Source organism: Janthinobacterium sp. JF4, assembly GCF_059617925.1.
In genome coordinates, this window is record NZ_JCAQAV010000002.1 from 130,139 (window position 1) to 156,716 (window position 26,578).

General features: G+C 64.4%; 19 protein-coding genes and 1 pseudogene. 7 read left to right on the top strand and 13 right to left on the bottom strand.

The genetic code is table 11. The annotated features are described in order from the left end of the window. Positions 1-51: 51 nt before the first annotated feature. The gene (locus AC54AF_RS02410; RefSeq protein ID WP_496635139.1) at positions 52-1,854 is read right to left on the bottom strand and encodes a tetratricopeptide repeat protein; all 1,803 of its coding nucleotides are present in this window, start codon (positions 1,852-1,854) and stop codon (positions 52-54) included. Positions 1,855-2,034: 180 nt separating this feature from the next. Between AC54AF_RS02410 and mutM the strand changes: the two genes are divergently transcribed. Genes mutM through AC54AF_RS02435 form a run of 5 tightly spaced genes read left to right on the top strand, consistent with a single transcriptional unit; the run spans position 2,035 to position 8,413 of the window. Continuing rightward, positions 2,035-2,871, top strand: coding sequence for a bifunctional DNA-formamidopyrimidine glycosylase/DNA-(apurinic or apyrimidinic site) lyase (mutM, locus tag AC54AF_RS02415; RefSeq protein ID WP_496635141.1), 837 nt, complete (start codon positions 2,035-2,037; stop codon positions 2,869-2,871). A 30-nt stretch (positions 2,872-2,901) separates the two neighbouring features. After that, entirely contained in the window at positions 2,902-4,803 is a 1,902-nt protein-coding gene (locus AC54AF_RS02420; protein ID WP_496635143.1) for a dynamin family protein, read from the top strand. A 33-nt stretch (positions 4,804-4,836) separates the two neighbouring features. Next, on the top strand, positions 4,837-6,000 hold the full coding sequence (gene mutY, locus AC54AF_RS02425; protein ID WP_496635145.1) for an A/G-specific adenine glycosylase: 1,164 nt from the start codon (positions 4,837-4,839) through the stop codon (positions 5,998-6,000). Beyond that, on the top strand, positions 6,000-7,802 hold the full coding sequence (locus tag AC54AF_RS02430) for a sensor histidine kinase (protein WP_496635147.1): 1,803 nt from the start codon (positions 6,000-6,002) through the stop codon (positions 7,800-7,802). Before mutY ends, AC54AF_RS02430 begins: the two co-directional genes overlap by 1 nt. Then, complete coding sequence (locus tag AC54AF_RS02435; protein ID WP_496635149.1) at positions 7,799-8,413, top strand: response regulator transcription factor; 615 nt, start codon at positions 7,799-7,801, stop codon at positions 8,411-8,413. The genes AC54AF_RS02430 and AC54AF_RS02435 overlap by 4 nt, the downstream gene beginning before the upstream one ends. Here the strand turns inward: AC54AF_RS02435 and AC54AF_RS02440 are convergent. From AC54AF_RS02440 to pilM, 10 genes and pseudogenes are all read right to left on the bottom strand, one after another. Next, positions 8,410-11,631: a molybdopterin-dependent oxidoreductase gene (locus tag AC54AF_RS02440; protein WP_496635151.1), complete on the bottom strand. Its 3,222-nt coding sequence runs from the start codon at positions 11,629-11,631 to the stop codon at positions 8,410-8,412. The genes AC54AF_RS02435 and AC54AF_RS02440 overlap by 4 nt on opposite strands. Positions 11,632-11,641: 10 nt before the next feature. Beyond that, positions 11,642-12,754, bottom strand: coding sequence for an NrfD/PsrC family molybdoenzyme membrane anchor subunit (nrfD, locus tag AC54AF_RS02445; protein ID WP_496635153.1), 1,113 nt, complete (start codon positions 12,752-12,754; stop codon positions 11,642-11,644). A gap of 3 nt (positions 12,755-12,757) precedes the next feature. Beyond that, the gene (dsrO, locus tag AC54AF_RS02450; protein ID WP_332861617.1) at positions 12,758-13,468 is read right to left on the bottom strand and encodes a sulfate reduction electron transfer complex DsrMKJOP subunit DsrO; all 711 of its coding nucleotides are present in this window, start codon (positions 13,466-13,468) and stop codon (positions 12,758-12,760) included. Positions 13,469-13,703: 235 nt separating this feature from the next. Beyond that, positions 13,704-14,840: a deoxyguanosinetriphosphate triphosphohydrolase gene (locus tag AC54AF_RS02455; protein ID WP_496635155.1), complete on the bottom strand. Its 1,137-nt coding sequence runs from the start codon at positions 14,838-14,840 to the stop codon at positions 13,704-13,706. Between the two features lies 1 nt (position 14,841). Beyond that, on the bottom strand, positions 14,842-16,461 hold the full coding sequence (gene aroKB, locus AC54AF_RS02460) for a bifunctional shikimate kinase/3-dehydroquinate synthase AroKB (RefSeq protein WP_496635157.1): 1,620 nt from the start codon (positions 16,459-16,461) through the stop codon (positions 14,842-14,844). Positions 16,462-16,563: 102 nt separating this feature from the next. Then, the gene (locus tag AC54AF_RS02465) at positions 16,564-18,789 is read right to left on the bottom strand and encodes an Ig-like domain-containing protein (RefSeq protein ID WP_496635159.1); all 2,226 of its coding nucleotides are present in this window, start codon (positions 18,787-18,789) and stop codon (positions 16,564-16,566) included. Between the two features lie 97 nt (positions 18,790-18,886). Further along, positions 18,887-20,212 (bottom strand): annotated as a pseudogene (locus AC54AF_RS02470) (type IV pilus secretin PilQ); the annotation flags it as partial. Positions 20,213-20,304: 92 nt separating this feature from the next. After that, positions 20,305-21,339 carry a pilus assembly protein PilP gene (locus AC54AF_RS02475; RefSeq protein WP_496635161.1) on the bottom strand — a complete coding sequence of 345 codons (1,035 nt, stop codon included), beginning with the start codon at positions 21,337-21,339 and terminating at the stop codon, positions 20,305-20,307. A 15-nt stretch (positions 21,340-21,354) separates the two neighbouring features. Further along, positions 21,355-21,915: a PilN domain-containing protein gene (locus AC54AF_RS02480; protein ID WP_496635162.1), complete on the bottom strand. Its 561-nt coding sequence runs from the start codon at positions 21,913-21,915 to the stop codon at positions 21,355-21,357. Continuing rightward, positions 21,915-22,544, bottom strand: coding sequence for a pilus assembly protein PilM (gene pilM, locus AC54AF_RS02485; protein ID WP_496635164.1), 630 nt, complete (start codon positions 22,542-22,544; stop codon positions 21,915-21,917). The genes AC54AF_RS02480 and pilM overlap by 1 nt, the downstream gene beginning before the upstream one ends. A gap of 301 nt (positions 22,545-22,845) precedes the next feature. On the opposite strand from pilM, the gene AC54AF_RS02490 reads away from it, so the two are divergent. Continuing rightward, complete coding sequence (locus AC54AF_RS02490; RefSeq protein ID WP_496635166.1) at positions 22,846-25,191, top strand: penicillin-binding protein 1A; 2,346 nt, start codon at positions 22,846-22,848, stop codon at positions 25,189-25,191. A gap of 177 nt (positions 25,192-25,368) precedes the next feature. Here AC54AF_RS02490 and cyaY read toward each other — a convergent pair whose 3' ends face one another. After that, complete coding sequence (cyaY, locus tag AC54AF_RS02495; protein ID WP_496635168.1) at positions 25,369-25,698, bottom strand: iron donor protein CyaY; 330 nt, start codon at positions 25,696-25,698, stop codon at positions 25,369-25,371. Between the two features lie 40 nt (positions 25,699-25,738). Between cyaY and lptM the strand changes: the two genes are divergently transcribed. Then, a complete protein-coding gene (gene lptM / locus AC54AF_RS02500; RefSeq protein WP_478310103.1) occupies positions 25,739-25,921 on the top strand; it encodes an LPS translocon maturation chaperone LptM in 183 nt (60 codons plus the stop codon). On the opposite strand, the gene msrQ is transcribed toward lptM, so the two are convergent. Next, positions 25,918-26,571: a protein-methionine-sulfoxide reductase heme-binding subunit MsrQ gene (gene msrQ / locus AC54AF_RS02505; RefSeq protein ID WP_496635170.1), complete on the bottom strand. Its 654-nt coding sequence runs from the start codon at positions 26,569-26,571 to the stop codon at positions 25,918-25,920. The genes lptM and msrQ overlap by 4 nt on opposite strands. Positions 26,572-26,578 lie beyond the last annotated feature (7 nt).

Below are 26,578 nucleotides of genomic sequence, written 5' to 3' on the forward strand. Positions count from 1 at the left end.
GGGGTCAGACCCTGAGGGTCTGACCCCAGCATTTGTCCTTGGGTTCAACAATCACAAACTGACATTCAGGCGCGCCAGCGTGCTTTTCAGCGCGTCGTTTTTCGGGTCCTTGCTTTGCGCCTCGCGCCACAGCTTTTGCGCTTCGGCCTTGTCGCCCTTCTGCCACAGCACTTCACCGAGGTGGACGGCGATTTCCGGGTCGCTGCGCACGGCATAGGCGCGGCGCAGCGCGTTTTCCGCGGCGGCCAGGTTGCCCATGCGGAATTGCACCCAGCCCATGCTGTCCATGATGAACGGGTCGCCCGGCGCCATCTGCAGGGCTTTTTCGATCAGCGCATGGGCTTCTGGCAGGCGGATGCCCCGCTCGGCCAGCGAGTAGCCGAGGGCGTTATACGCATGCTGGTTGTCGGGCGCCAGCGCCATCACGCGGCGCAGGCTCGCTTCCATCAGCTCGAGTTTGTCCAGGCGCTCGGCCAGCAAGGCATAGTCGTACAGCAGCTCCGGATTGTCGGGGAAGCGCAGCAGCGCGTTTTCCAGCACCGTATAGGCGCTTTGCACATAGCCTGCATCGCGCAGGAATTGCGCGTCGACCAGCAGCACCTGCGCCTGGCTTGCCGGATCGTCTGTTTCGATTTCCGTCAGCGCCTTGCGCGCCGCATCGAGATTGCCGCCACGGGCGATCAGCTGGGCGCGGCGCAAACGCGCCTCGACATAGCCGGCGGAGGCGCTGTTGTCGACCTTGTCCAGCCAGGCGATGGCGCCGGCCGTGTCGCCGCGCGTCTCGGCGATCTGCGACAATATCATCAGGGCCTTGAACGGATCGCGCGCGTCGCCGGGGGATTTGTCGAGCACGGCGAGGAAACGCTTGAAGTACTGCTCCGCGCCCTTGGTGTCTTCCAGCTGCAGCGCCACGATGCCCAGCGCATACAGGCCGCCCACGTTATCGGGCTGGCTTTTCAGCAGCAGCAGGAACTGGTCGCGCGCCGGCTCCAGCTGCTTTTGCTCGACCAGCAGGCGCGCATACGCGCCGCGCACTTCGACGGCGTCCGGATTCTTTTGCAGGAACGTGGCCAGCACCTTGCCTGCCGCCTCGGGTTCGCCCGTCACCTGCGCCAGGGTCAGCGCGGCCAGCTCGGAGTTCGGCTTGATGGCCAGCGCCTTGTTCGCTTCGCCGATGGCGCGCTCACGTTCGCCGAGCGACAGGGCGCCCTGCGCCAGCACCAGGTGCGCTTCGAACATGTCCAGGTAGGGTTGCACCAGGCGCGTCACCATCGCGTAGGCATACAGCTTGTCATTCGAACGCGACAAAATCTGCTGCATCTGGAACAGGGCCACGCCGCGCGCGCCCGCTGGCGCATTGGCCAGGCGTTCGGCAAAAATCGGTTCCGCTTCTTCGATCTTGTCCGTCAACACGACGAAGCCGAGGAAAAATTGCGTCGCCTCGTCCGAGTCGGGCGCCAGTTCGCGCCACAGGCGGATGGCCGCCAGCGCTTCGCTGCCCTGCTTGGCGGCCAGCGCCATTTCGGAAGCGCGGCGCGCCAGGCGCGGATCGCGCGTCTGCTGCGCCGCCACCATCATCGTCACGTACGGCCCTTGCCACTGGCCGTTCTTGAACTCCATTTCGGCGCGGGTCAGCTTGTACAGCAAGTCGCTGCTCAGCTCGACCTTCGGCAAACCGTCCGCCTTGGCGTCAGATTTGACGCCCACCTTGGACTCGGCGCCCGCTTCCTGCGGCGCGGCGGACGCGGGCGCAGAGGGGCTGGCCGCGGCATCGGCGGGGGCGACAGGCGTCTGTGCCATGGCATGCGTGGCCATCAGGGCGGACAAGGTTACAATGGCGAAAGCGTTTTTCAAAGGCTGATCCTGGCTAAACGGCAAAGTTTGATTCTACGCCCAACGCGGCTATCGCGTACTTCACGTATGTAACGAAATATATACGTAAATATATACGTCGCGGCGGCGTAGCGTGCCCGGGCCAGCCATCCGCCGGCAACCCGCCTGTTTTTTTACCCGGTTTTCCACCAGTCGAGCCCTATGCCAGAATTGCCAGAAGTCGAAGTCACACGGCGCGGTGTCGCGCCCCACATCGAAGGCCGCGCCGTGCGTGCCGTCGTACTGCGCCGCGACGGCCTGCGCTGGCCCTTCCCCCCCGCCCTGGGCGAACAGCTGTCGGGGCAGACCATCGGCCTGACGGGGCGGCGCGGCAAATACCTGCTGATCCACTTCCGCCACGGCACCCTGATCATCCACCTGGGCATGTCGGGCCATTTGCGCGTGCTGCCGCCGGGGACGGAGGCGCAAAAGCACGACCATTTCGACCTCGTCGTGGAAGACGCGGAAGGCGGCAGCCAGGTGCTGCGCATGACGGACCCGCGCCGCTTCGGCGCCGTGCTGTGGCACGACGAGGCCGACGGCCCGCTCGATGGCCACGCGCTGCTGCGCGGCCTGGGCACGGAGCCGCTGGAAGGCGGCTTCACGGGCCAGCTGCTGTTCGAGAAAACGCGCAACAAGGGCACCAACGTCAAGCAGGTGCTGATGGCGGGCGACATCGTCGTCGGCGTGGGCAATATCTATTGTTCCGAAAGCCTGTTCCGCGCGGGGATCAACCCGAAGACACCGGCCCGGCGCATCGGCCTGGCCCGCTATGAGAAACTGGCGCAATCGATCCGCGACGTGCTGGCCGAAGCCATCGTGCAAGGCGGCAGCACCCTGCGCGACTTCATCGGCGTCAATGGCCAGTCCGGCTACTTCCAGCAGACGTATTTCACGTACAACCGCGCGGGCAAGCCATGCCGCGTCTGCGGCGCGACTATCCGTCAAATCGTGCAGGGCCAGCGTTCCACGTTCTACTGCGTGAATTGTCAAAAGTAACCACACTCACACACTCACGGAGGGAGCCAGATGGTCAGGGACCTGGAACAATACAGCGCATGGCGGCAGGACGTGCAGGCCGCCTTGCAGGCATACCGGCAAGCCGCCAGCGCGGCGGGCCTGGTCGACGGCGCCTCCGCGCTGCGCCTGGCGCGCTGTGGCTCGCGCCTGGCCGATGACCGTTTATCGGTGGCCTTCGTGGCGGAATTTTCGCGCGGCAAATCCGAGCTGATCAACGCCATCTTCTTTGCCGGCTATGGCCAGCGCATCCTGCCCTCGGGCGCGGGCCGCACCACCATGTGCCCCACCGAGCTGCTGTACGACGCCGCCTGGCCTCCATCGATCCGGCTGCTGCCCATCGAGACGCGCGCGCAGAACCTGTCGACCAGCGACTACCGCGACCTGCCCGCCGCCTGGACCGTCCTGCCCCTGAACATCGACGCGGGCAGCGACATGCAGGAAGCCATCCGCCAGGTCAGCCTGACGAAAAAAGTCAGCGTGGAAGAAGCTGCGCGCTACGGCCTGTACGATGCCGACGATGCGGACGCTCCCGCCATGCTCGACGAGGACGGCCAGGTGGAGGTCTCCATGTGGCGCCACGCCATCATCAACTTCCCCCATCCGCTGCTGAAACAGGGCCTCGTCATCCTCGACACGCCGGGCCTGAACGCCATCGGCACGGAACCGGAACTGACCCTGAATCTGATCCCGAATGCGCACGCGGTGCTGTTCATCCTGGCGGCCGACACGGGCGTCACGCGCAGCGACATTGAGGTATGGCGCAACCATATCGGCGCCGGCGCGGGGCGCCTGGTGGTGCTCAACAAGATCGACAGCATGTGGGACGAATTGCGCGGCGATGCCGAGGTGGCGCAGGCGATCGAACGCCAGCAGGCCAGCGTGGCGCATCTCTTGACACTGGACGCCGGCCAGGTGTTCCCTGTCTCGGCGCAAAAAGCCCTGGTGGGCAAGATCAACCACGATGCGGCGCTGCTGGAAAAAAGCCGCTTGCAGGCGCTGGAGACGGCCCTGTTCGAGGAGCTGATCCCTGCGCGCAAGGACATCATCCGGCGCCAGCTGGCATTCGACCTGGACGCCATCGAAGCGGCGCAGCAGGTGCAGGCGGCGGCCCGCGCGCGCGGCATCGCCGAGCAGCTGCACGAGCTGCACAGCCTGCGCGGCAAGAACCAGAGCGTGATCGCGCACATGATGCGGCGCATCGATATCGAGAAGAAGGAATTCGACAGCAGCCTGTTCAAGCTGCAGGCGACGCGCGCCGTGTTTACCCGCCTGTCGACGGAGCTGTACACGAGTCTGGGCATGGACATCGTGCGCGACGATATCGACGGCGTGCGCGCGGCCATGCAGCGCAGCCGCTTTTTCACGGGCTTGCGCGAAGCCGTGCGCCAGTACTTCGAACGCATCGGCCGGAACCTGGACCGCTCGGAAGGCAAGACGGCCGAGATCACGGAAATGATGAACGTGATGTACCGCAAATTCGCTTCCGAACATGGCCTGGCGCTGGCCTTGCCGATGCCGTTTTCACTGGCCCGCTACCGCCAGGAGATCGCCGACATCGAAGCCGTCTACCATAAGCAGTTCGGCACGGCGACCCTGCTGACCACCAGCCGGGTCGTGCTGATGGAAAAATTCTTCGACACCATCGCCTCGCGCGTGCGCCGCAGTTTCACCAACGCCAACGACGATGCCAGCGCCTGGCTGAAAGTCATCATGGCGCCGCTCGAAGCGCAGATCGTCGAGTACAAGGAACAGCTGAAACTGCGCTTTGCCTCGATCCAGCGCATCCACGACGCCACCGGCAGCCTGGAACAGAAAATCGCCGGCTTCGAGGCCAGCCTGGCGGCGCTCGAACGCGACAAGGCGCAACTGGCGCAATTGCTGGCCGCCTTGCGCGCCGCCAGCGCAAGCTGAGCCACATCAAACAACAGAACACTGGAACCCTGCATGAAACGTCTGCTGCATCCGCTCTCGCCCGACACGGGCGTGGCCCCCTTTGAAGACTATATCGACCCGACTTTTTCCGCCACCGTCATCGCCTGGCAAAAGCAGCATGGCCGCCATGCGCTGCCGTGGCAAAACACGCGCGACGCCTACCTGATCTGGCTGTCCGAAATCATGCTGCAGCAAACGCAGGTCACCGCCGTGCTGGGCTACTATGCGCGCTTCCTCGAGCGCTTCCCCACCCTGCGCGACCTCGCCAGCGCGCCGGTGGAAGACGTGATGGCGCAGTGGAGCGGCCTCGGTTACTACACGCGGGCGCGCAACCTGCACAAGTGCGCGCAGCGCGTGGTGGCCGAATACGACGGCGTCTTCCCCAGCGACCCGGCCCTGCTGGCTGACCTGCCCGGCATCGGCCGTTCGACGGCCGCCGCCATCTCCGCGTTTTCCAGCGGCACGCGCGCGGCCATCATGGACGGCAACGTCAAGCGCGTCTTCGCGCGCACCTTCGGCATCGACGCCTATCCGGGCGAAAAACGGGTCGAGGAAGCCATGTGGCGCCGCGCCGAAGCGCTGTTGCCTGAATCCGGTATCGAAGCCTACACGCAGGGCTTGATGGACTTCGGCGCCACCCTGTGCACGCGCAGCAGTCCCGATTGCGGCCGCTGCCCCTTGCAGCCGCGCTGCGTGGCCTACGCCACCGGCCGCACCAGGGATCTGCCGGTACGCAAGCCGAAGAAAACCAGCCCGGAAAAGCATGCCGTCATGCTGGTCATCATCGACGACGGCCAGGTGCTGCTGGAGCAGCGCCCCGGTTCGGGCATCTGGGGGGGCTTGCTGTCGCTGCCGGAACTCGATGGCCACGTGCTGGCCGATGAAGACTCACCGCGCGACATCGAGCAGGATGCGCTGGCGCGCGCCGTGGCGCCGTTCGGCGCCATCGAGACGCAGGAACGGCTGCTGCCCATCGTGCACGTGTTTACCCACTACAAGCTGCACATCGTCCCCTGCCGCATCACCCTGGCGCGCCGCCAGGCGCTGGCCGGGGAAGCGACGCACGTCTGGTACGACGGCGCGAAAATCGCCGACGCGCCGCTGCCCGCGCCCATCAAGAAACTGCTGCTCGACCTGTTCGGCGATGCGCGTTCGGCGCAGCGCAGCATGTTCTAGTGCGGCTTTTTTTACTGTTCGCGCTGACGGCGCTGTGCCTGCACGGCGCGCAAGCAGCTGACGAACTGCCAGAGGTGCAGGAGGTGAAAATTGGCGTGCTGGCCTACAAGGGCGGCGACGCCGTGCAGCGGGACTGGTCGTACGTGACGCGCCATCTGCAGGCCAGTATCCCCGGCATCCGTTTCATCCTGGCCGACTACGACCAGGCGGGATTGACGCGCGCCGTGCAGTCGCAGGCCATCGCCTTCGCCATCACCAGCAGCGGCCATTACGTGGCGCTGGAACACAGCGATGGCGCCAGCCGCATCGCCACCCTGGAATCGCCATGGACGGAGTCACCGCGCCAGGCCATCGGCTCGGCCATCGTCGTGCGCAGTGCCTCGCCGCTGCACGACCTGGCCGACCTGGCGGGCAAGAACGTGATGGCGGTGGCGCCCGATGCGTTTGGCGGCTACCAGATCGCCGCGCGCGAACTGCGCGAAGCGGGCATCGATCCCACGCATGATTTCGCCAGCCTGCGCTACAGCGGCTTTCCCTCGCAGCAGATCGTCGACGCCGTACGGTCCGGGCGCATGGATGCGGGCATCGTGCGCACCTGTCTGCTGGAACAGATGGTGGCGCTTGGCGAAGTGCGCGCCGAGGAACTGCGCGTGATCACCACGCGCCCGATTCCCGGTTTTCGCTGCGCCAGCTCGTCGCGACTGTATCCGGACTGGCCCTTCGTGGCCCTGCGCCAGACGCCGCCGGCGCTGGCAAAGAAAGTGGCGCAGGCCCTGCTGGCCATGCCGCGCACCGCCGAAGGCTACAGCTGGACGGTGCCCAGCGATTACCAGATCGTCGATGAACTGTTCCGCGAACTGCGCATCGGCCCCTACGCCTATCTGGACAAGCTGACGTTCGAGACGGCGCTGCGCCGCTACTGGGGCTGGATGCTCCTGGTGCTGGCCCTGCTCGTAGCCTGGGCCGTGCACACGGTGCGCGTGGAATACCTGGTCAGCCGGCGCACGGAGCAATTGCGCGCCGCCCAGCACCAGCAGCGCGCGCTGGAAGAGCAGGCGCGCCAGCGCCAGGCCACGCTCGACCACACGGCGCGCCTGGCCATCCTGGGCGAAATGGCCAGCGCCATCGCGCACGAATTGAACCAGCCGCTGGCGGCCATCGGCAATTTCGCGCGCGGCATGGCGCGCCGCATCACGGCGGGACGGCTGGACGCGGCACCGCTGCTCGATGGCGCGCAGGAAATCGCCACGCAAAGCGAACGCGCGGGCGCCATCATCCGTCACATCCGCGCCATGGCGCAAAAGCGTCCCGCGCACAGCACGGCCTTCGCCCTGGCCGACGCCGTGGAGCAAGCCGTGTCGCTGTTCCGCGCGGCCCAGCCGCAAGCGCGGATAGACTGGCGCCACGACGGCGCCAGCATCAAGGCGCGCGTGCTGGCCGACCCGCAGCAAGTGCAGCAGGTGCTGCTCAATTTACTGAAAAATGCGCTCGATGCGCAGCTGGAAAACGACAATCCGCAGCATCCCATCGGCGTGCTGCTGCACAGGGAAAACGGCGCCTGCACGGTAGCCGTGCGCGACGCGGGCTGCGGCCTCGATGCGGCGCAGATGGCGCGATTGTTCGAGCCCTTCTTTACCACCAAGGCCGAAGGCCTGGGACTGGGCATGTCGCTCAGCAAAAGCATCATCGAATCGTTCGGCGGCAGCCTGTCGGCGCACGCCAACGCCGATGCGCCAGGCTTGACGGTCTGGTTCCGGCTCCCTGAAGATACGCGTATGGAAGCAAACAAGGAAACACCATGAATGAAAGCGATGCCATCATCTTTGTCGTCGATGACGACGCCGCCATGCGCCGCTCGCTGGCCTATCTGTTCGATTCGGCCGGCTGGCAAGTGCAGACGTTTGCATCGGCGCGCGATTTCCTGCAGCGCTACGAAGGTCATGCGCCCGGTTGTTTGCTGCTCGACGTGCGCATGCCTTTGATGAGCGGGCTGGAACTGCAACAGGAGCTGTCGCGCCACGCCATCGCGCTGCCCGTGATTTTCCTCAGCGGCCACGGCGACCTGGCCATGGCCGTGCAGACGATGAAGGCGGGCGCCTGCGATTTTCTGGAGAAGCCGTGCAAGGACCAGGTACTGCTGGACGCCGTCTCGCGCGCCGTGGCCCGCAGCGTGACGGAAAGCCGCAGCGCCGCCAGCGCGAATACGGCGCAAGCGGCGCTGGCGACACTGACGGCGCGCGAGCGCGAAGTGGCGTTGCTGATGGCCGAAGGCAAAGCCTCGAAAGTCATCGCCCGCGAACTGGGTATCAGCGACAAGACGGTGCAGGTGCACCGCCATAACACGATGGAAAAACTGGGCCTGCATTCAGCAGCCGAGGTAGCCCGGCTGCTGATGGCCAGTGGGGAGATTTAAGCCCGCACGATGCGCGCCGGCAGTCCCTGCCGCACCGACGTGCCCGACACGGGATCGACAAACACGTTCTTGTCGCCGCGGCTCGGGTCCGTCAATCCCAGGTCGTTCAGGTTGATGCCCGCGCCGATGGTCGGCTCGTCGGGCTGGCGCAGCTTGCCGATGCGGTGGGCGCGCGCGCCGTGCTCCTTGTGGCCGAAACCGTGTTCGACGGCGATCCCCCCCCGCTGCACGCCGTGGCGCAGCATCACCGTGGCCCTGGCCCTGCCGCCCGGTGTTTCCAGATAAATGACATCGCCATTTTCCAGCTTCAGGCGCGCCGCGTCGTCGGGATGCACGGCGACGGGGTTGTCGGGATGGATGCCGCGCAGGCGCCGCGCGCCGATGCTGTAGGAGTTCTGCAGCGCCGATTTAAAGCTGATCAACTCGAATGGCCACTCGCTGGCCGGGTAGGTTTTGCGCACCGGCGTGCCGTCGGCAAACGCCGCCACCCGCCAGGCGGGGGTGCCGGGGAAACGCTTGCCGCTCAAGCTGTTCTTGCTCACGCCCAGACCCTCGTTGTACAGCATCATCGGTTTTAGATAGCGGTGCGTGGACCAGTCCTGCGGATACGGCGTCTCGTCGACGACCGGTGCGGGTGCCGCCGCTGCCTTGGGGTTCGCGGGCGGCGGCAGGCGCAGGCCGAACATCTCGCCGTAGCTCTGGTAGCGCCCTCCCCGCGCCAGCATGAAGGCCACCTTGCGCCACTCTTCCGCCTTCAATGTGCGCTCCAGTTCGGGGCGGATGCGCGCCACGCCGGACAGTTCGATGTCGTCGTCGCTGGCCTCCGGCACGGACGTCTTGCCTTGCCAAGCGATGTTGGCGCCGCCGCGCAGATACCAGTCTTCCGCGCGCTGCAAGGGGAAGCGCTGGCCATCCATGTCCTGCAAGGCTTCCGGACCGAAGCCGGGCAAGGCCATCGTTTTTGCCAGCGCGATGAAGAACGATTCCATGCAGATGGTCTGGCCGTCCGGCGTCTTTTGCACGCGCGGCTCGACCACGGGCCAGCGCGCCGTGCTCATTTTGACGGGCATGCCGCCCCAGGCGCCGGCCCAGCCCCAGCTTTCATACAGCAGGGTATCGGGCAGCAGGTAGTCGGCAAACGCCGAGCTTTCATTGATGAAGGGGTCGATGGCGACGATCAGGGGAATCTTCTTCGGATCGGCCAGCTCCTTGCCGATCTGCGCGCGCAAGCCCGTGATGCCGTAGACGGGATTGCAGCTCCACAGGATCAGCGCCTTCAGAGTGTACGGGTAGCCGTTCATGGCGCTGGTGAGCCATTCGGTGGCCAGCGCGGGCGCGTTCGGATACCACGGCGCCCTGGCCGGATACGCCTTGCCCGCTTCCTTCTTCAGCTTGAATTCCGAGGTTTTTTCATAGGGCACATTGCGTCCGATCGGCATGCCGGCCGCCTTGATCTCGCCGTCGAAACTCTCGAGGTTATAGCGCGGACCGGGACCCGCATCCTTGAAGCTGCCGCCATTGACGAGGGTGCCGCCCTTGCGGTTCAAATTGCCGATCAGGGTGTTGAGCATGACGAGCGCATACGCGTTATAGAAGCCCGCGCCCGACATCATGCCGCCATGCGCATTGACGGCGGCGCGCTTGCCATGGCTGGTGAGCTCCTGCGCCAGGCCTTCGATGATGTCGCGCCCGATGCCGCAGGCAGCCGCGTAGTCATCCATGCTGTGGCGCTGCGCTTCTTCGTTCAACATCGTCATGGCCGTCTTCAGGTGCAGCGGCGCGCCCGCCACCTCCAGCGGACCGTCGAAGAACAAGCGCCCCTCGCCCTTGGCCGCGGTGTGCGGCACGATCGCTTGCGTGGCGGCGTCGATCACGCAAAAGGCGTCCCCATCCTTGTAGCGCTCTTCTTCCGCCAGCTCCACCGCGCCGATGTCCGACGCGCGCAGGTAGCGGCCATCGCGCGGATGGCCCTTCTCGTTGATGATCAAATGCGTGGCATTGCACCAGGCGGCTTCGCCCGCCGCTTCCGCCACCTTCAGGTTCGGCTGCGCGAGGAAGTTGCGGTCATAGCGTTCGTTTTCGATGATCCAGCGTATCATCGCCATGGCCAGCGCGCCATCCGTGCCCGGCTTGATCGGCACCCAGCGGCTGCGGTCTCCTGCGGCCAGGCTGTCCGCGTTCGTCAGCACGGGGTCGACGACGACGTAGCTGAATTCGCGCTTGCCCGAGCGGGCTTTCGCGATCAGCGTGCCCTGGCGCTTGAACGGGTTGCCCGCATTGCCGGGCGCCGTGCCCACAAAAATACAGAACTCCGTGTTTTCCAGGTCCACTTTCGCGTGCGGCATTTTCTTCATGTCGCCGAACATGGCGCCCGAGCCGCTGCGGTAGGCGCCGCCGCAGTACGAGCCGTGGTTGACCAGATTCAGACTGCCGTACGACTGCTTGAAAAAACGCGTGCCGAACGCCAGGCGGCCATCGTCGGTGCTGCACATCAGGCCCACCTGGTTCACTTGCGGGCCCAGTTCCGGCTGCGCCGGATCGATCGGTTTTTCCAGCTCGCGCAAGGCGCGCAAGCCTTGCACGTGGCCTTCGCCAAACAGGTCGCCGCCTTCCGTCACTTCCTTGACCAGCTGATCGAAGGCGATCGGCTCCCACTGGCCGCCGCCGCGCGGTCCCACGCGCTTCATGGGCGCCAGCACGCGGAACGGCGACTCCATCTGTTCCAGCACGCCATTGCCGCGGCCGCAAGCGGTCGAGCGCCCTTTCAGTCCTTTTTCCTGGAAGCGCGACAGCGACACGAAGCTGTCGCGGATCGAGGTCTGGTAAGGCAGCGCCGGGTCGGCCGACAGGGGGCTGTACGGATTGCCCGCCACGCGCAGCACCTTGCCGCTTTTCTTATCGAGGCGCACGCGCACGCCGCAAAACGTGGTGCAGCCCATGCACATGGTGTAGCTGACCTGCTGGTCGGGGTTGAGCGTCAATTTGCCCGTGGCCGTGTCGACGGAAAACTCGGGTTGCAGGGAATTGCCGTGCAGTTTCTGCACAGGCTTGTCCTTGCCCAGCGCATGGTCGACCATGCGGCCGGCCGTGGTGGAAAAGCTGGCGGCAAACGCGGCCAGGCCGCCGCCGATGGCGCCGTAGCGCAGCAGCTTGCGGCGTTTTTCGTTCTCGTCTTCAGGGCCGTCGTTGCGGTCGTCGTTGTTTGTGCGTTCGTTCATTATTCTCTCCTCAGTGCGTGGCCATGGCGGGACGGCTGCGTGCGGCGACGACGCGTCCGGCCCATGGCAAAAATTCCAGCATCAGCAACAGCAGCGCGATCCACAGGCCGGCCGTGCCGATAATCCCCAGCAAGCCATCGTTCCCCATCGGCAGGTGGTAGTCGTACAGCCCCGCGCCCGTTTTCGGGATCGTCTGGCCGCCGATAAAAATCGTCCAGCGCATCATCCAGGCGCTGTGCAGCGCGATCAGGCCGTTGACGAGGCCACTCGTGGCAGGGCGCCAGATGGCCAGCGCCATCGGCACGATCGACGACAGCACGGCCCAGACAGCCGTGAACTGCCATTGCGGCATGCCCGCCACCTGGGTAAACGCCATGCTGTGGCTGGCGCTCACGCCGGAGAGGCTGACGAACAGCCAGCCGCCGCCCAGCGCCAGCACCAGCGCCAGAGACAGGGCCAGCGCGCGGTTCAGCGACACTTCCAGCGCCTGCTCGCGGCCCGGCAGGAAGCGGTTGAACAGCAGCGCCAGGCCCACCGCTCCCACGAATGCCGTGGCGGCAAATTGCGCCGGCAGGAAAGGCGTGAACCACAGGGGCCTGGCGCGCACCACCATCACTTCCATGCCCGTGTACAGGCCCACGACAAAGGCGGCCAGCAAGGTGAAGGCGGCAGCGATGACGATGGCGCGGCGCGATGCGGCGCCACCGCGCCCCAGCAGGCGATAGGCCCAGGCCAGACGGTCCTGGCCCAGCCCCCGCGTGGCGAAATCCACGCGCAGCGCCAGCCACGCGTACAGCATCAGACAGCCCAGATACAGGGGAATGAAGAACGCGCCCCACGACATCCACGACTGCGGCTGGAAGTAAATATAGAAGTGATAGAAGCGGCCCGGCCCGTGCAGGTCGGCCAGCAGCGCCACGGGCGCCGTCATGCCGCAGACGAGCGACGCCACCAGCGCGATGCGCCCCAGGCGCTCATACGCCTTGCGGCCGAAGACGAAGTACGGCAATGTCAGCATGAAGCTGCCGTAACTGAGGCCGATGAGGAAAAAATACTGCACCGCCCACGGCAGCCATGCCGCTTCGCGCGTGACGTTGACAATTTCGGTGATGTGGCTGTCCATGATTTATTTCCCGTGTTTGCTCGGTTGCCAAAGAGTCGCTTCGCCCTCGACGTGGCCGGCGAAGCGCGTGTCCAGTCCCAGGTAGAACACGTGGGGCTGGGTGCCCTGCTCGGGTTTGAGCACCTTCACCTTGTTCTCGCTGAGCAGCTGATGCACCATGCTTTCCGGGTCATTCAGGTCGCCGAAGATGCGCGCGCCGCCCACGCACGTTTCCACGCAGGCCGGCAGCAGGCCTTCGTCGACCCGGTGCGCGCAGAATGTGCATTTGTCAGCCTTGCCCGTCTCGTGGTTGATGAAGCGCGCGTCGTACGGGCAGGCTTGCACGCAGTAGGCGCAGCCCACGCAGCGGTCGCCATCGACGACGACGACGCCATCCTTGCGCTGGAAGGTGGCGCCCACGGGACAGACGGGAATGCAGGGAGGATTGGCGCAGTGGTTGCACAGGCGCGGCAGCATGTAGGTGCCGCAGCGGTTCTCTTCCTTCACTTCATAGGTCGAGACGACGGTGCGGAAGCTGTTTTCCGGCACGGCGTTTTCCATGATGCAGGAGACCGTGCATGCCTGGCAGCCGATGCACTTCTGCACATCGACCACCATCGCCCAGCGTTGGCCGCCTTCGCCCCTGGTGGCGGCCTTGCCGGGCAGCGGCGCGATGGCCGCGCCGATGGTAACGGCTGGCAAGGCGCGCAAGAAACTGCGGCGCGATTCAATCATGACACTCTCCTTGACTATGGGCGGCAAGCCCTTGTTGACTTGCTGCCATGATAGAAAAGAAGTTGCCGTACGAATATTGGGGTGATAGTGCGGGAACCTAGATGATCATGCCGATTGACAGGACCGACAATGCGGAGTAGCGGGTAGGTCGGATTTGCGCGCAAGCGCGTAATCCGACAACCTTGTTGGCAGGGATGGTGGCGGTGTCGGGTTACGCCGTTCCGGCTAACCCGACCTACAGCTCGTCGAGCGAATACAGCCGGCGGTGTTCGCGGATCGCATAGCGGTCCGTCATGCCCGCGATATAGTCGGCGATCTTGCGCGCCTGCTTTGTCACATCATCGCCATTGACCTGATAGTCGGGCGGCAGCAGGGCCGGTTCGGCCATGAAGCTGTCGTACAGTTCGCGCACGATGCGGCTCGCTTTGACGCGCATGCGGTTGACCTGGTAGTGGCGGTACAGGTTCGCCCTCAAAAAGCGTTTCAGCTCCGTCGCGTCGCGGCGCATGGCGTCCGAAAAACGGATCAATGGCGGGCTGGCGCGCACTTCGCTGACGTCGCGGGGAGCGGCGTCACCAATCAGGGCATTCGACGTGACGATCAGATCGTCGGCCAGCGCCGTGATCAGGCGGCGCAGGGTTTCGTAGATGGCGCGCCGGCCCGACAGGCCGGGAAACGCCTGCTGCACGTCGCGCCACAGGCGGCCGAAGAACTCCACCTCTTCCAGCTGCGCGATGGTGATCAGGCCGGAGCGCAGGCCGTCGTCGATATCGTGGCTGTTGTAGGCGATTTCATCGGCCAGGTTGGTCAGCTGCGCTTCCAGCGTCGGTTGCGTGCGGTCGATGAAGCGCTGGGCCACGGGGCCCAGTTCGCGCGCATGCGCCAGCGAGCAGTGTTTCAAGATGCCTTCGCGCGTCTCGAACATCAGGTTCAAGCCATCGAAGGCGCCGTAGTGCTCTTCCAGCGTGTCGACCACGCGCAGGCTTTGCAGGTTGTGCTCGAAGCCGCCGTGCTCCCGCATGCATTCGTTGAGCACGTCCTGGCCCACGTGGCCGAACGGCGTGTGGCCCAGGTCATGCGCGAGCGCGATGGCTTCCACCAGGTCTTCGTTCAGGCGCAGGTTGCGCGCGATCGAGCGGCCCACTTGCGCCACTTCCAGACTGTGCGTCAGGCGCGTGCGGAACAGGTCTCCCTCGTGATTGAGGAAAACCTGGGTCTTGTATTCGAGGCGGCGGAAGGCCGAGGAATGGATGATGCGGTCGCGGTCGCGCTGGAACTGGCTGCGCGAGGCGTGCGGCGCCTCGGCAAAGCGACGTCCCTGTCCCTGTGCCGAGTGAGCTGCGTAGGGAGCAAGGAAGTCTTCCGGCAACATGCTATTGCACTCCGGCGGCCAGGGTGGCCAGCACCAGTTCGTGCGGCGCGGACGTGATGCACGGGCTGCCCAGGGGTTTCAACAGGATGAACTTGATGGCGCCGCCCTCGTTCTTCTTGTCCACTTCCATCAGTTCCAGCCAGCGCTCGACACCGAGGTCCGGCGCCTTGATCGGCAGGCCGGCGGCGGCGACGAGTTGACGCACGCGCTCGACGGCCGCCTGGTCGATATAGCCCATGCGGCAGGACAGGTCGGCCGCCATCACCATGCCGCAGCCGACGGCTTCGCCGTGCAGCCAGTGGCCGTAGCCGAGGCCCGCCTCGATGGCGTGGCCGAAGGTGTGGCCGAAGTTCAGGATGGCGCGCAAGCCGCCTTCGCGCTCGTCCTGGCGCACCACGTCGGCCTTGATTTCGCACGAACGGGCAATCGCATACGCGAGGGCGCCCTTGTCGCGCGCCATCAGCTTGGCCATGTTCGCCTCGATCCAGTCGAAAAAGGCCGCATCGATGATGGCGCCATGCTTGATCACTTCGGCCAGGCCGGCCGACAGCTCGCGCGCCGGCAGGGTTTCCAGGGTCGAGGTGTCGGCGATCACGGCGCGCGGCTGATAGAAGGCGCCGATCATGTTCTTGCCCAGCGGGTGGTTGATGCCCGTCTTGCCGCCGACGGAGGAATCGACCTGCGCCAGCAGGGTGGTCGGCACTTGCACGAAGCCGATGCCGCGCATATAGCTGGCGGCCGCATAGCCGGTCAGGTCGCCGATCACGCCGCCGCCCAGCGCCACCAGGGTGGTCTTGCGGTCGCATTTGTTGGCCAGCAGCGCATCGAAGATCTGCATCAGGCTGGCCCAGTTCTTATATTCTTCGCCGTCCGGCAGGACGATGCAGATCACTTCGCGGCCATCGCTGGCCAGCGCCGCCTGCAGGCGGCCCAGGTACAGCGGCGCGACGGTGGTATTGGTAACGATGGCCACCTTGTGGCCACTGATATGGCGCAGCAGCGCATCGGCGTCGGCCAGGAGGCCAGGCCCGATGGCGATCGGATAACTGCGTTCGTCGAGGTCTACGCTCAACAACATTTTGGATTGCTCGTTCATCGAAGGCTCTGCATGAATGACGCAGTTGGGCGAAGCCTCGCATTCGAGGCTGGCCAGCTGCATCAGGATGGTCTGAACCATCGATTGTACGTTAGGACGGCCCGTGTCGATCACAATGTCGGCCACTTCCATGTAATGGGGTTCGCGCTGTGACGTCAATTCTTCCAGCTTGCGGCGCGGGTCGGCCGTCTGCAGCAGGGGGCGGTTCTTGTCGTGGCTGGTGCGCGCGAGGATGTTGCTGACGCTGGCGCGCAGGTAGACGACCGTGCCACGTTCCTTCAGGTAGGCGCGGCTGTCGGCGTTGAGGATGGCCCCGCCGCCGGTGGCCATGACGATGCCTTCCTGGGCGCTCAGGTCGCGGATGACCTCGGCCTCGCGCCGCCGAAAGCTGGCCTCGCCCTCGATTTCAAAGATCCACGGGATGGTCGCTCCCGTGCGCGCTTCGATTTCGTGGTCGGAATCGACAAAGCGCAAGCCCAGCTTGCGGGCCAGGATGCGCCCGATCGTGGTTTTGCCTGCGCCCATGAGGCCGACAAGAAAGATATTACTGTTGGAAATTTCGGACACTTTTTATATCAATCAGAAAATAAGCAGGCGCCGCCTCTACGGCGTCCGTTTCCCCTTACGTCAAGGACAGGAGAATGTCAGTCTAAACGGGTAACTGGTGGCGTTACCCAGCGGCGTCGTCACTGTTACATTAAACGTGCTGACCACATTCGCTACACAATTTGTCGGCGTCAGGCTGTTAATTGTAACGGCATGCCGGCCTCCCTGGTTACCTTGAATGTTGCCTCCGGTACGGTCATCCACGCCAAGCGTGTTGTGCGGATAGATATTTTGTATGCTGTCCGGAGTGATGGATCCAACGCCATTGATCATATTCGTGATCGCGACCGTGCTCCCGGAGGGCATGGGGTTTTGATGCAAATCGCTGAATCTCAAGCTGAATTGACGCACTGCGGCGGCTGAAACGCTTCCAAGATCATAGGTGCTGCGATCCAGGCTTACCTGAGCCGACTGATCGAACAGCATGACATTTTCGGGACGGCTGCCGCTCAGGAAGATGGCGATCTTCGCGAACAACGTCTTGCTGCCGTCCGAAGTGCTGGCGCAGACGGTGGCAAGACCGGGCCACAGGCTGTCGGCCGTGCCGCCATTGCTGACATCATTGCAGGGCGTGACAGGTGGATTGGTCGCCACACGCGGGTTCTGGCTGCGGAAGTCGACCGAGCAGCCGCCGTTCATGGTAGTGCAGCCGCCCATGCTGGACGAGCCGATAGCGCCCAAATTGCTCTGAAATACCACCGGCGTGCCGTCAGGAACAGGGTTGCCCGCTTGGTCTGCCAGCAAGATAGTGACGGTCGTGGCAGGGGTGCCTAAGGGGCTGTCATACGACCAGCCTTCCACGCTGGACTTGACGGAGCTGAGCGAAAACGCCGTTTGCACAGGCAAACCCGTCGTTACCAGGATGGAATCGGACAAGGTGGAAATGCCAGAGGCCAGGCTGGCCTTGACACGGAAGGTGGTCGGGGTGGTGCCGGAATTCACGGTGGTGATGACGTCACCATTGGCATCCGTGGTGTCTTTCACTTTATTGAGCGTCATGCCAGGGCCGTTCAACAACGAAAACGTCACTTCCTGGCCGACCAGCGGTTTGTTGAAAGTATCGAATACGCGGAAAGTGAGCGTAGCCATTTCCGTGCGCGCTATGCCGCCCTGCCCTTGAATCACGATCGATTTGCCTACCGGACTGACGCTGGAAAATTGTACCGATGCCGGCGCGACGCGGCCGATCGGCAGCGTCGCGTGATACATGGAAGCGCTGCCCGGCACTGTGGCATTGACCATATCGTAGTCATTGCAACCCAGGTCGCGGAAAACAGCTGTGGCCTTGCCATTGACGACCGGCACGCCGCTGGTCACGCTAGCCTTGCCGGCCGCCACGCAAGTCGAACTGAAATTTACCGTCTGGCCTGATCCCGTGTACAGGCTGGTGCCAGCCATGACATCAACCGTGACGTTGGTGGTGCCATAGGCCGGGATGCTTGCGGGCGAAAACCGCATGTTCGCCGCACTCAGGTCGGTGGCTCCCAGCACATAATTGATCTGGCTGCTGGCAACGGCACCATTGGCCGTCGTGGTCGCCCGCAACGTGGCGGCGCCGCTGGCCGACAGACTGAAAGGACGCAGCGTTACGCTGGCCGTACCTGTCGCATCGGTCAGTGCCGTCCCTACCGATGGTGACATCGCTGCCATGGTATTGTCAGTCGAGAATGCCACCAACACGTCGCTGATCGGTTTTCCGTTCAAATCGGTCACCATCGCCTTGGCCGTCAGCGGCGTGGCGCTCGACAGCGCGTTACTGGCGCTGCCGCCGTTGAGCAGCGCCAGTGTCATTTTGGCGCCCGATGCCTGGGCCGCCTTGATGTCATAGCTGGCCTCGCCAGTGATCGTGACGGTGCCTGCCGCGACAGTGGCCGTCAGCTTGCCGGCACCGGTGACCGTCGCATTCAAGGCCGAGACGGTGATGCTGGCATAGCCCTTGGCGTCGGTCAGCGCCGTGCCGTTCGTCGATGACAACGTTACCAGCGTGGCATCGGCCGAAAACGTGACCACCGCATTACTGATGGGAACACCATTTTTATCATTGACGAGCGCCTTGGCCGTCAGCGGCGTCGTGCTGCTCAATGCATTGCTGGGCTGGCCAGCAGCGTTAAACAGGCTTACCGTGACCGTCGCGGCCACGCCACCCGTCGTGCCGCCACTGCTGCCGCCATCGATGGTCGGATCACCGCCACCGCCGCCGCAAGCGGCCAGTACAGTGCTCAAGGCCAGCAAAGCCAGCCAATTCAATGCCCTACTCCAAGAAGTATTGCCTAAAGAAAAATTCCGCATAGTCGCCATCAGTCCGCTTTCGTTTGCATTGTTACTTAAACGTAAAGATGTGACATTAACGTGTTGCTGGCCGATCTGCCACTATTTTCGGCGTAATAAACACCATCAGTTCGGTTTTTTCTTGACTGCGGCCCGTGCTGCGGAAAAAAACACCAAGCACGGGGATGTCTCCAAGAATCGGCACCTTGCTGTCCGTGCCCCGTTCGGATTGCTGATAAATGCCGCCCAGCACCACCGTGCCACCGTCTTCCACCATCACTTGCGTGCGCACGTGCTTGGTGTCGATGGCGAAGCCGGAACGCGTTTCCTGGCCGACACTGTCCTTGTTGACGTCCACTTCCAGCACCACGTTGCCGTCCGGCGTGATCTGCGGCGTAACTTCCAGGCGCAGGTTGGCCTTGCGAAACGTGATCGACGTGGCGCCGCTGCTGGTGGCCACCTGGTATGGCAGCTCGATGCCCTGTTCGATCAGCGCCAGCACCTTGTCGGCCGTCACCACGCGGGGGCTGGAGATGATCTTGCCCCTGCCGTCCGCTTCCAGCGCGGACAGTTCCAGGTTCAGAAAACGGTTGGCGGCCGCAGAGAACAGGCTCAGGGCGAAGCTGGCCGGCTGCAAGCCATGGATGCTGGCGGCCGGCAAGTTGACGAATTGCGTGTTCGGCACGAAGGCGCCGCTGCCTGCCACCGTTTGCCCCGTCGCCTCGCCCACGCCCTGGTAGCTGCCGCCGATGGCCGCGCGGTGCCCGCCGCCGCCCAGGGAAAAGCCTGGCAGCTGGCCCGCCGCCAGGCGCTGGTCCGTAAAACCCAGGCGCGCGCCCAGGTTGCGGCTGAAACTGTCGTTCGCCTCGACGATGCGCGCCTCGATCATCACTTGTCGCGTTGCAATATCTGTCTTGGCGATCAGCTGACGGATCTGCTCCAGGCGCGCCGGCACATCCGTCACGAACAGTTGATTCGTGCGCGGCTCGATCAGCACGCTGCCACGGCGCGACAGCAGCCGGCTGCGCCCTTCCCCCGCATCCAGGCCGAACACGGTGCGGAATGCTTCGGCCTTCTGATAATTGAGCTGGAAGATGGCCGATTGCAAGGGTTCCAGCTCGGCAATCTGCGCGCGCGTTTCGAGTTCCAGTTTTTCACGCGCCAGCATTTCCTCGCGCGGCGCGATCCACAGCACATTGCCGTTGCGCCGCATGTCCAGGCCCTTGGCCTGCAGCAGCACGTCGAGCGCCTGGTCCCACGGCAAGTCGCGCAGGCGCAAGGTCACATTGCCCACCACGCTGTCGCTGGCGATGATGTTTTGCCCCGACGCGTCGGCCAGGATGTGCAGGGCTGCGCGCACGCCCACGTTCTGGAAATCGACGGAAATCTTTTCGCCCGCGTACACGCGCGGGGCCGTCACGTGCACCACGGCCTCCTGGGCAAGGCTGCTGGCATGCAGACACAACATGCCGGCCAGGAGCATGAGGCGCGGCCTCATGGCGCCGCCTCGGGCAGGCTGGCCTTCGCCGCCCCCGCCACCTGCAAGGCCAGGCTGCCGCGCCGCTCGCGCCAGGGACCATCCGCCTCGCGCAACAGTTCACGGTACTGCACGGCCTGTTGACTGATGTCCGTCACCACGCCGTGGTCTTGCCCCAGGTACTGGCCCACCGCCACCCGGTACACGCGCTGGCCGGCCAGCAGCAGCGCGCTCAGGCGCCCGTCCTGTTGCACGCTGCCGACCATGCTGATGGTTGACAAGGCCACGCTTTCCAGCGGTTCGCGCACGCGCCGCGGGTCGGGTCCCGCCACGCCACCCCGCTGACCGGGCTCGGACGCTGGCGGCAATGCATTAAAAGGATCGGGCAAGGCGGCGGCCGCGTACGGCTGCGGCGCGACAGCGGCAAGCGGGCGCCATGCCGCTGCAGGTACAGGCGTGCCTGCCTTGGGCGCCAAGGCCGCTTGCGCCGCCCGCTCCCCCGCTTCGGGCAAGCGATACGCGTGCAGCACGGCATCAAGCGTCAGCAAGCGATCCTTGCCGAGGGTCAAGGCCAGTCCATGCACCGTGACGATGCGCGGCAGGCGCGCCAGGTCCGCCAGCAGCGCGCCCATGGCGTGGTAGCCGCCGCGCAACTGTATGGCGATCGGCAAGGCGACATACGGCGCTTGCGGCTGGGCCGCACCTGGCTTGAACAGGGGAAATTGCAGTCCGCGCGACCGGCCTGCGGCATTAATGTCCGTCAACAGCAGCGCCATCGCCTGCTGGTCGGGCAATTGCTGTTCCAGCAGGGCCAGCTCGGCGCCGGCCTGGCGCTGCTGCGCACGCCACTGTGGCAATTGGTTCGCCCTGGCCTGCGCCGCCAGGTAATCGGCGCGCAAGCGGGCCTCCTCGCCTTGCGCCGCCTGCACCGCTGCACGCAGTCCGTCCAGCCACGCAAGGTGCAGCAGGGCCGCCACCAGCGTGCCGGCCAGGGCGGCGCAAGCGAGGCGCGCGGGTAGCGGCCACAGCGACGCGATCTTCAAGCGCAGCATGATCGACCTCCAGGATTAGGGTGCCAAAGCCAGCCGTACCGTCCATTCCACGGCGCCCTCGGGCGCGCCGCGCACATCCAGCCGCACTTCCACCAATTCCGGCCGGGACCAGGGCGCCGCCTGCTCCAGCGCCAGCAGCAGCGCCGCGACTTTTTCCTGCGAGACAGCCTGTCCCTGCAAGCGCACCATCGCCGTTTCCTGGCGCACACTGTGCAAGGCCACGCCGGCCGGCATCGCCCGGGCCAGCACGTCCAGCATGCGCACCCAGGCATTGCGCTGCTCTTGCAAACGGGCCATGGCTTGCTGGCGCAGCAGCAGCGCCGCCGTCTCGCCCTGCACCCGATGGCCAGCGACAAGCACGGCATCGAGCTGCTGCATGGCACTGCGCCAGCCCTCCTGGCGGCGCAGCTGCGCGTCGAGCTGGTGCCGCAGCCAGGCGCCTGCCGCCATGGCCAGCAGCAATCCCAGCAGCGCCCCGCCGGCCAGTTGCCACAGCAGCAGTTGAGTACGCCTGCGTCGTGCCGCCTGGCGATATGGCAACAGGTTGATGCGCCGCACTGGCGCCCTGACAGTCATCAGGCGTACCGGTGCAAGGCCAGGCCCCAGGCCAGCTGGTACGCCACGCCACCGTCGGGCAAGGCTTGCCAGCCCCCCTGCGCGAGTGCCGCCTGCAAGGCCAGCGCCTCGCTATCCATGACGACCGGCGTCAAACCGGCCGCCAGCGCCGCATCGAGGCGGCGCTGCACGCTGGCGCGCCGCGCCGCCACCAGCAGCACGTCGATCTCCTTGCCGGTCGTATCGGCCAGCGGTGGCGCGGGGCCGAGAATGAAAAAATCCAGGCTGGCGTCTTCCAGCGCAAACGGTATGTATGGCACCGCTTCCAGTTCCACGAGGATTTCCAGCTGGTCCTCCGGCAACCCGGCGGGCAGGCGGATCTCGTGCGTGATCATGGACGTGGCCGGCATGGCCAGCGCCACCCGCGTGCAGGCGCTGCCACTGTCGCGCCGGGCCTGGCGCAGGGCATCGGCCAGGCCTGCCATGTCCTCGACATTGCCCGCCAGTACCACGCCGGGCGCCAGCGCGGCGGCGCCGCAATGCCGGCACGACAGTTTGCCTCGCCGGCGCGTCAACTCGACCACGCGCACGGCATCGTCCGCGATGTCGACGCCCAGCAAGTCGGTGCCAAGAAAACTACGAATGGACATGTTTTTCATAGAGAAACGTCAGCGTGGGAATGGTTCCTGCCATCCGAAAGCCTAGTCCCGGCGGCGCTGGCTTGTAAACGGATTTCACGCCGGAGTCTGCGGCGTGCGGCACCTATCTGGCCGGGCCGTGATCTGGCGCAGAATAATTGTTACCAAATCCTGGTTGCCAGCGGGCCAATACACGCTTATATAGAGTATCGGCAAGTTTCGACTCTCCCCCAGGCAAGCGCCACGGCGCGCTGCCACCCCGGCAAGCTCGCTTATAATTGGCCGGCATAATTAACCGAAAGACATACGACGCATGACATCTTCAAAATCCGCTGGCCCCGCTGGCTCGAAGCCGCCCACCAAGGGCAGCAAACCCAAACGTTTCCTGCTGATGGCCCTGGCATCGCTGCTGGGCCTGGGCATCGTCGGCGTCTTGCTGGTGGTCTTTGGCCTGGCCATGGCCTATCCGAACCTGCCGGCGCTCGATACCTTGACCGATTACAAGCCAAAGATGCCGCTGCGCGTGTTCACGTCCGACAGTGTGCTGATCGGTGAATTCGGCGAGGAACGGCGCAACATGGTGCACATCAAGGATATTCCCGATGTCATGAAGAAAGCCGTGCTGGCCATCGAAGATGACCGTTTCTATGAACATGGCGGCGTCGATTACCTGGGCATCACGCGCGCGGCCCTGCACAACCTGACGGGCGGCGCCAAGCAAGGCGCCTCGACCATCACGCAGCAGGTGGCGCGCAATTTCTTCCTGTCCAGCGAACAGACCCTGAAACGCAAGGCGTATGAAGTCTTGCTGGCCTGGAAGATCGAGAAAAATCTCAGCAAGGACCAGATCCTCGAAGTCTATATGAACCAGATTTATCTGGGACAGCGCGCCTACGGCTTCGCCTCGGCCGCGCAAATCTATTTCGGCAAGAACATCCAGGACCTGACCGTGGCGGAAGCGGCCATGCTGGCCGGCTTGCCGAAGGCGCCCTCGGCCTACAACCCCGTCGTCAATCCGAAACGCGCGCGCATGCGCCAGCAATACATCCTGCAGCGCATGGCACAGCTGGGCTACATCACGCCAGAGCAATACACGGAAGCGAAAAATGAAGAGCTGAAAGTGAAAACCGACAGCAGCGCCTTCGGCGTGCACGCGGAATACGTGTCGGAAATGGCACGCCAGCTGGTCTACGAGCAATTCAAGGAAGACACGTATACGCGCGGCCTGAACGTCTACACCACCATCACCAAGGCGGATCAGGACGCCGCCTACATCGCCTTGCGCAAGGGCGTGATGGATTACGAGAAACGCCACGGCTACCGCGGTCCGGAAGCGTATATCGAGATTCCGAAAACCAAGGCCGAAGCCGATGACGCGATCGAGACGGAACTGGCCGACCACCCGGACAGCGACGACATCATCGCCGCCATGGTGCTGCAAGCGTCGCCAAAATCGCTGCAGGCAGTCACCTCGACCGGCGAGGAAATCACCATTACCGGTCCCGGCCTGACCTTTGGCGCGGCCTGGCTGTCGGAAAAAGCGGCGCCGAACCGCCGCATCAAACGCGGCGCCGTGATCCGCGTCATGCAAGAAGGCAACGCCTGGGTCTTGACGCAGATGCCGGAAGTGCAATCGGCGTTCGTGTCGGCCAGCACCACGGACGGCGCCATCCGCGCCATGGTGGGCGGCTTCGATTACAACCGCAACAAGTTCAACCACGTCACGCAGGCGTGGCGCCAGCCAGGTTCGGCCTTCAAGCCCTTCATCTATTCCGCTTCGCTGGAACGGGGCCTGTCGCCGGCCACCATCATCAACGATGCGCCGATCTCGTTCGACGCGGGCCAGACGGGCGGCCAGGCGTGGGAACCGAAGAACTACGACAGCAAATACGACGGTCCGATGACCATGCGCAAGGGCTTGATGAAATCGAAAAACATGATTTCCATCCGCATCCTGCACAAGATCGGCGCCAAGTATGGCCAGGAATACGCGACGCGCTTCGGCTTTGACGCGGACAAGAACCCGCCGTACCTGACCCTGGCCCTGGGCGCCGGCAACGTGACGCCGCTGCAGATGGCGGGCGCGTATGCCGTGTTCGCCAATGGCGGCTACAAGATCAACCCGTATCTGATCGCCAAGGTGACCGATAGCGACGGCAATATCCTGTCGCAAGCCAAGCCGGACCTGGCGGGCGAGGAAGCCAACCGGGTCATCGACGAACGCAATGCCTTCATGATGAACAGCATGCTCAACGACGTCGTGCGCTTCGGCACGGCGAACAAGGCCATGGCCTTGAAGCGCCCTGACCTGGCCGGCAAGACGGGCACGACCAACGACTCCATCGATGCGTGGTTCGCCGGCTACCAGGCCAAACTGGTGGGCATCGCCTGGATCGGCTACGATCAGCCGCGCAACCTGGGCAACCGGGAAACGGGCGGCGGCCTGGCCCTGCCGATCTGGATCAGCTACATGGCGAAAGCCCTGAAGAGCATTCCCGTCGAGGAACGCGCCGTGCCGGAAGGCCTGATCCACGTGGGCGACGAGTATTACTATGCAGAAAATCCACCGGGCACGGGCGTGGGCAGCCTGGAAGGTGCGGCGCGCGGCACGCCGGAGGAAGAGAAAGCGAAAGAAGCTGTGAAAAACGAGTTGTTCTGACGGCAATTGCGGGGAATCGGGTAGGTCGGATTAGCGGCGAAGCCGCGTAATCCGACACCACCTCGGCGCTAACAATGTTGTCGGATTACGCGCTTGCGCGCTAATCCGACCTACGTTTCAGCCAATAAAAAGGGCAGCCCATGCAGGCTGCCCTTTTTATTGGTGCGGCTAAAACAGTTACTTCAGTACCACCGGCGCGCCCGCCTGCTCGCTGGCCATGGCGGACAGGGCCGCAAACAGTTCCGAGCCGTCGCGCGTGTTAAGCCACTCGTCGCCCACGCGCTTGTAATGGAAACCGCCGGAGCGGGCGGCCACCCACATTTCGCGCATGGGGGCCTGGCTGTTGACGATGATTTTCGTGCCGTTGTCGATGAACTCGATTTCCAGCACATTGCCGCTGCGGCTGCATTCGACGTCGAGCACGTCTTCATCGTTCAGCCGGTCCAGCGCCGCCTCGATCTGGGTCAGGGTGGCTTCGGCCAGGGCCAGGAATTCCGATTCGCTCATGCTACACTCCAAAGATCTTAATCAAACCGTGATTCTAATCGTGAAGTCATCCTCAGCGTTTTATATCGGCACTGCCATTGTGGTTTCCAGCGTCCTGGCCGGCTGCGGCCAGCCCGGTCCCCTGTACCTGCCCAAGCCGCCAGCGGCCAAAGGCACGCCAGCCAAAGGCCCGGTCGAACCGGCGCCCGTGCCGCCGCCACCGGTGATCGTGCCGGCAACCTAAGTCGAGCGTACCGGGGTGGCAACCTTGGCCGCCCTGGCGCTTTTCTCTCGCTTGCTCCAGGCGAAATATACGCGAATTAACAGCAGTAGCGCGACGATACCGCCGAACAGGATCGGTTGCGCGAAATTGTTCTTGCCCGCTTTCATCCACCAGAAGTGCAAGATGCCCAGTGGCGCGATGATGTAAATCAGCCGGTGCAGCCACTGCCAGCGCTTGCCGCCCAGGCGTTTCACCATGCCGTTCGTGCTCGTCACGGCCAGCGGAATCAGCAAGACGAAGGCGATAAAGCCCACGGTGATGAACGGACGCTTGAGCACATCCTTCCACATTTCCTGCACATCAAAGAAGTGATCGAACCATAAAAAGGTGGTGAAGTGCAGCGCCGCGTAGAAAAATGCGAACAGGCCCAGCATGCGCCGCAGCTTGATCAGCCAATTCCATTGCGTGAAGCGCCGCAAAGGTGTCACCGCCAGGCTGATGCACAGGAAATACAGGGTCCAGTCGCCCGTGCCGCGCGTGATGAATTCCAGCGGCTCCACCAGTTGCCCCGTGTATGTCAGCCAGACCATGCGTGCAAACGGCAGCAGCGCCAGCAGAAAAACCAGGCTTTTGAATAGCGACAATTGTCTCGGCGTGGGGTTGAGGGCCATGGTCTTT

What these genes read in the sequence shown, in the direction of transcription:
- mutM (WP_496635141.1), top strand. Translation starts at nt 2,035, where the DNA reads ATGCCAGAATTGCCAGAAGTCGAAGTCACACGGCGCGGTGTCGCGCCC.
- AC54AF_RS02420 (WP_496635143.1), top strand. Translation starts at nt 2,902, where the DNA reads ATGGTCAGGGACCTGGAACAATACAGCGCATGGCGGCAGGACGTGCAG.
- mutY (WP_496635145.1), top strand. Translation starts at nt 4,837, where the DNA reads ATGAAACGTCTGCTGCATCCGCTCTCGCCCGACACGGGCGTGGCCCCC.
- AC54AF_RS02435 (WP_496635149.1), top strand. Translation starts at nt 7,799, where the DNA reads ATGAATGAAAGCGATGCCATCATCTTTGTCGTCGATGACGACGCCGCC.
- AC54AF_RS02440 (WP_496635151.1), bottom strand. Translation starts at nt 11,631, where the DNA reads ATGAACGAACGCACAAACAACGACGACCGCAACGACGGCCCTGAAGAC.
- nrfD (WP_496635153.1), bottom strand. Translation starts at nt 12,754, where the DNA reads ATGGACAGCCACATCACCGAAATTGTCAACGTCACGCGCGAAGCGGCA.
- dsrO (WP_332861617.1), bottom strand. Translation starts at nt 13,468, where the DNA reads ATGATTGAATCGCGCCGCAGTTTCTTGCGCGCCTTGCCAGCCGTTACC.
- AC54AF_RS02455 (WP_496635155.1), bottom strand. Translation starts at nt 14,840, where the DNA reads ATGTTGCCGGAAGACTTCCTTGCTCCCTACGCAGCTCACTCGGCACAG.
- aroKB (WP_496635157.1), bottom strand. Translation starts at nt 16,461, where the DNA reads ATGGGCGCAGGCAAAACCACGATCGGGCGCATCCTGGCCCGCAAGCTG.
- AC54AF_RS02475 (WP_496635161.1), bottom strand. Translation starts at nt 21,339, where the DNA reads ATGCTGCGCTTGAAGATCGCGTCGCTGTGGCCGCTACCCGCGCGCCTC.
- AC54AF_RS02480 (WP_496635162.1), bottom strand. Translation starts at nt 21,915, where the DNA reads ATGACTGTCAGGGCGCCAGTGCGGCGCATCAACCTGTTGCCATATCGC.
- pilM (WP_496635164.1), bottom strand. Translation starts at nt 22,544, where the DNA reads ATGTCCATTCGTAGTTTTCTTGGCACCGACTTGCTGGGCGTCGACATC.
- AC54AF_RS02490 (WP_496635166.1), top strand. Translation starts at nt 22,846, where the DNA reads ATGACATCTTCAAAATCCGCTGGCCCCGCTGGCTCGAAGCCGCCCACC.
- cyaY (WP_496635168.1), bottom strand. Translation starts at nt 25,698, where the DNA reads ATGAGCGAATCGGAATTCCTGGCCCTGGCCGAAGCCACCCTGACCCAG.
- msrQ (WP_496635170.1), bottom strand. Translation starts at nt 26,571, where the DNA reads ATGGCCCTCAACCCCACGCCGAGACAATTGTCGCTATTCAAAAGCCTG.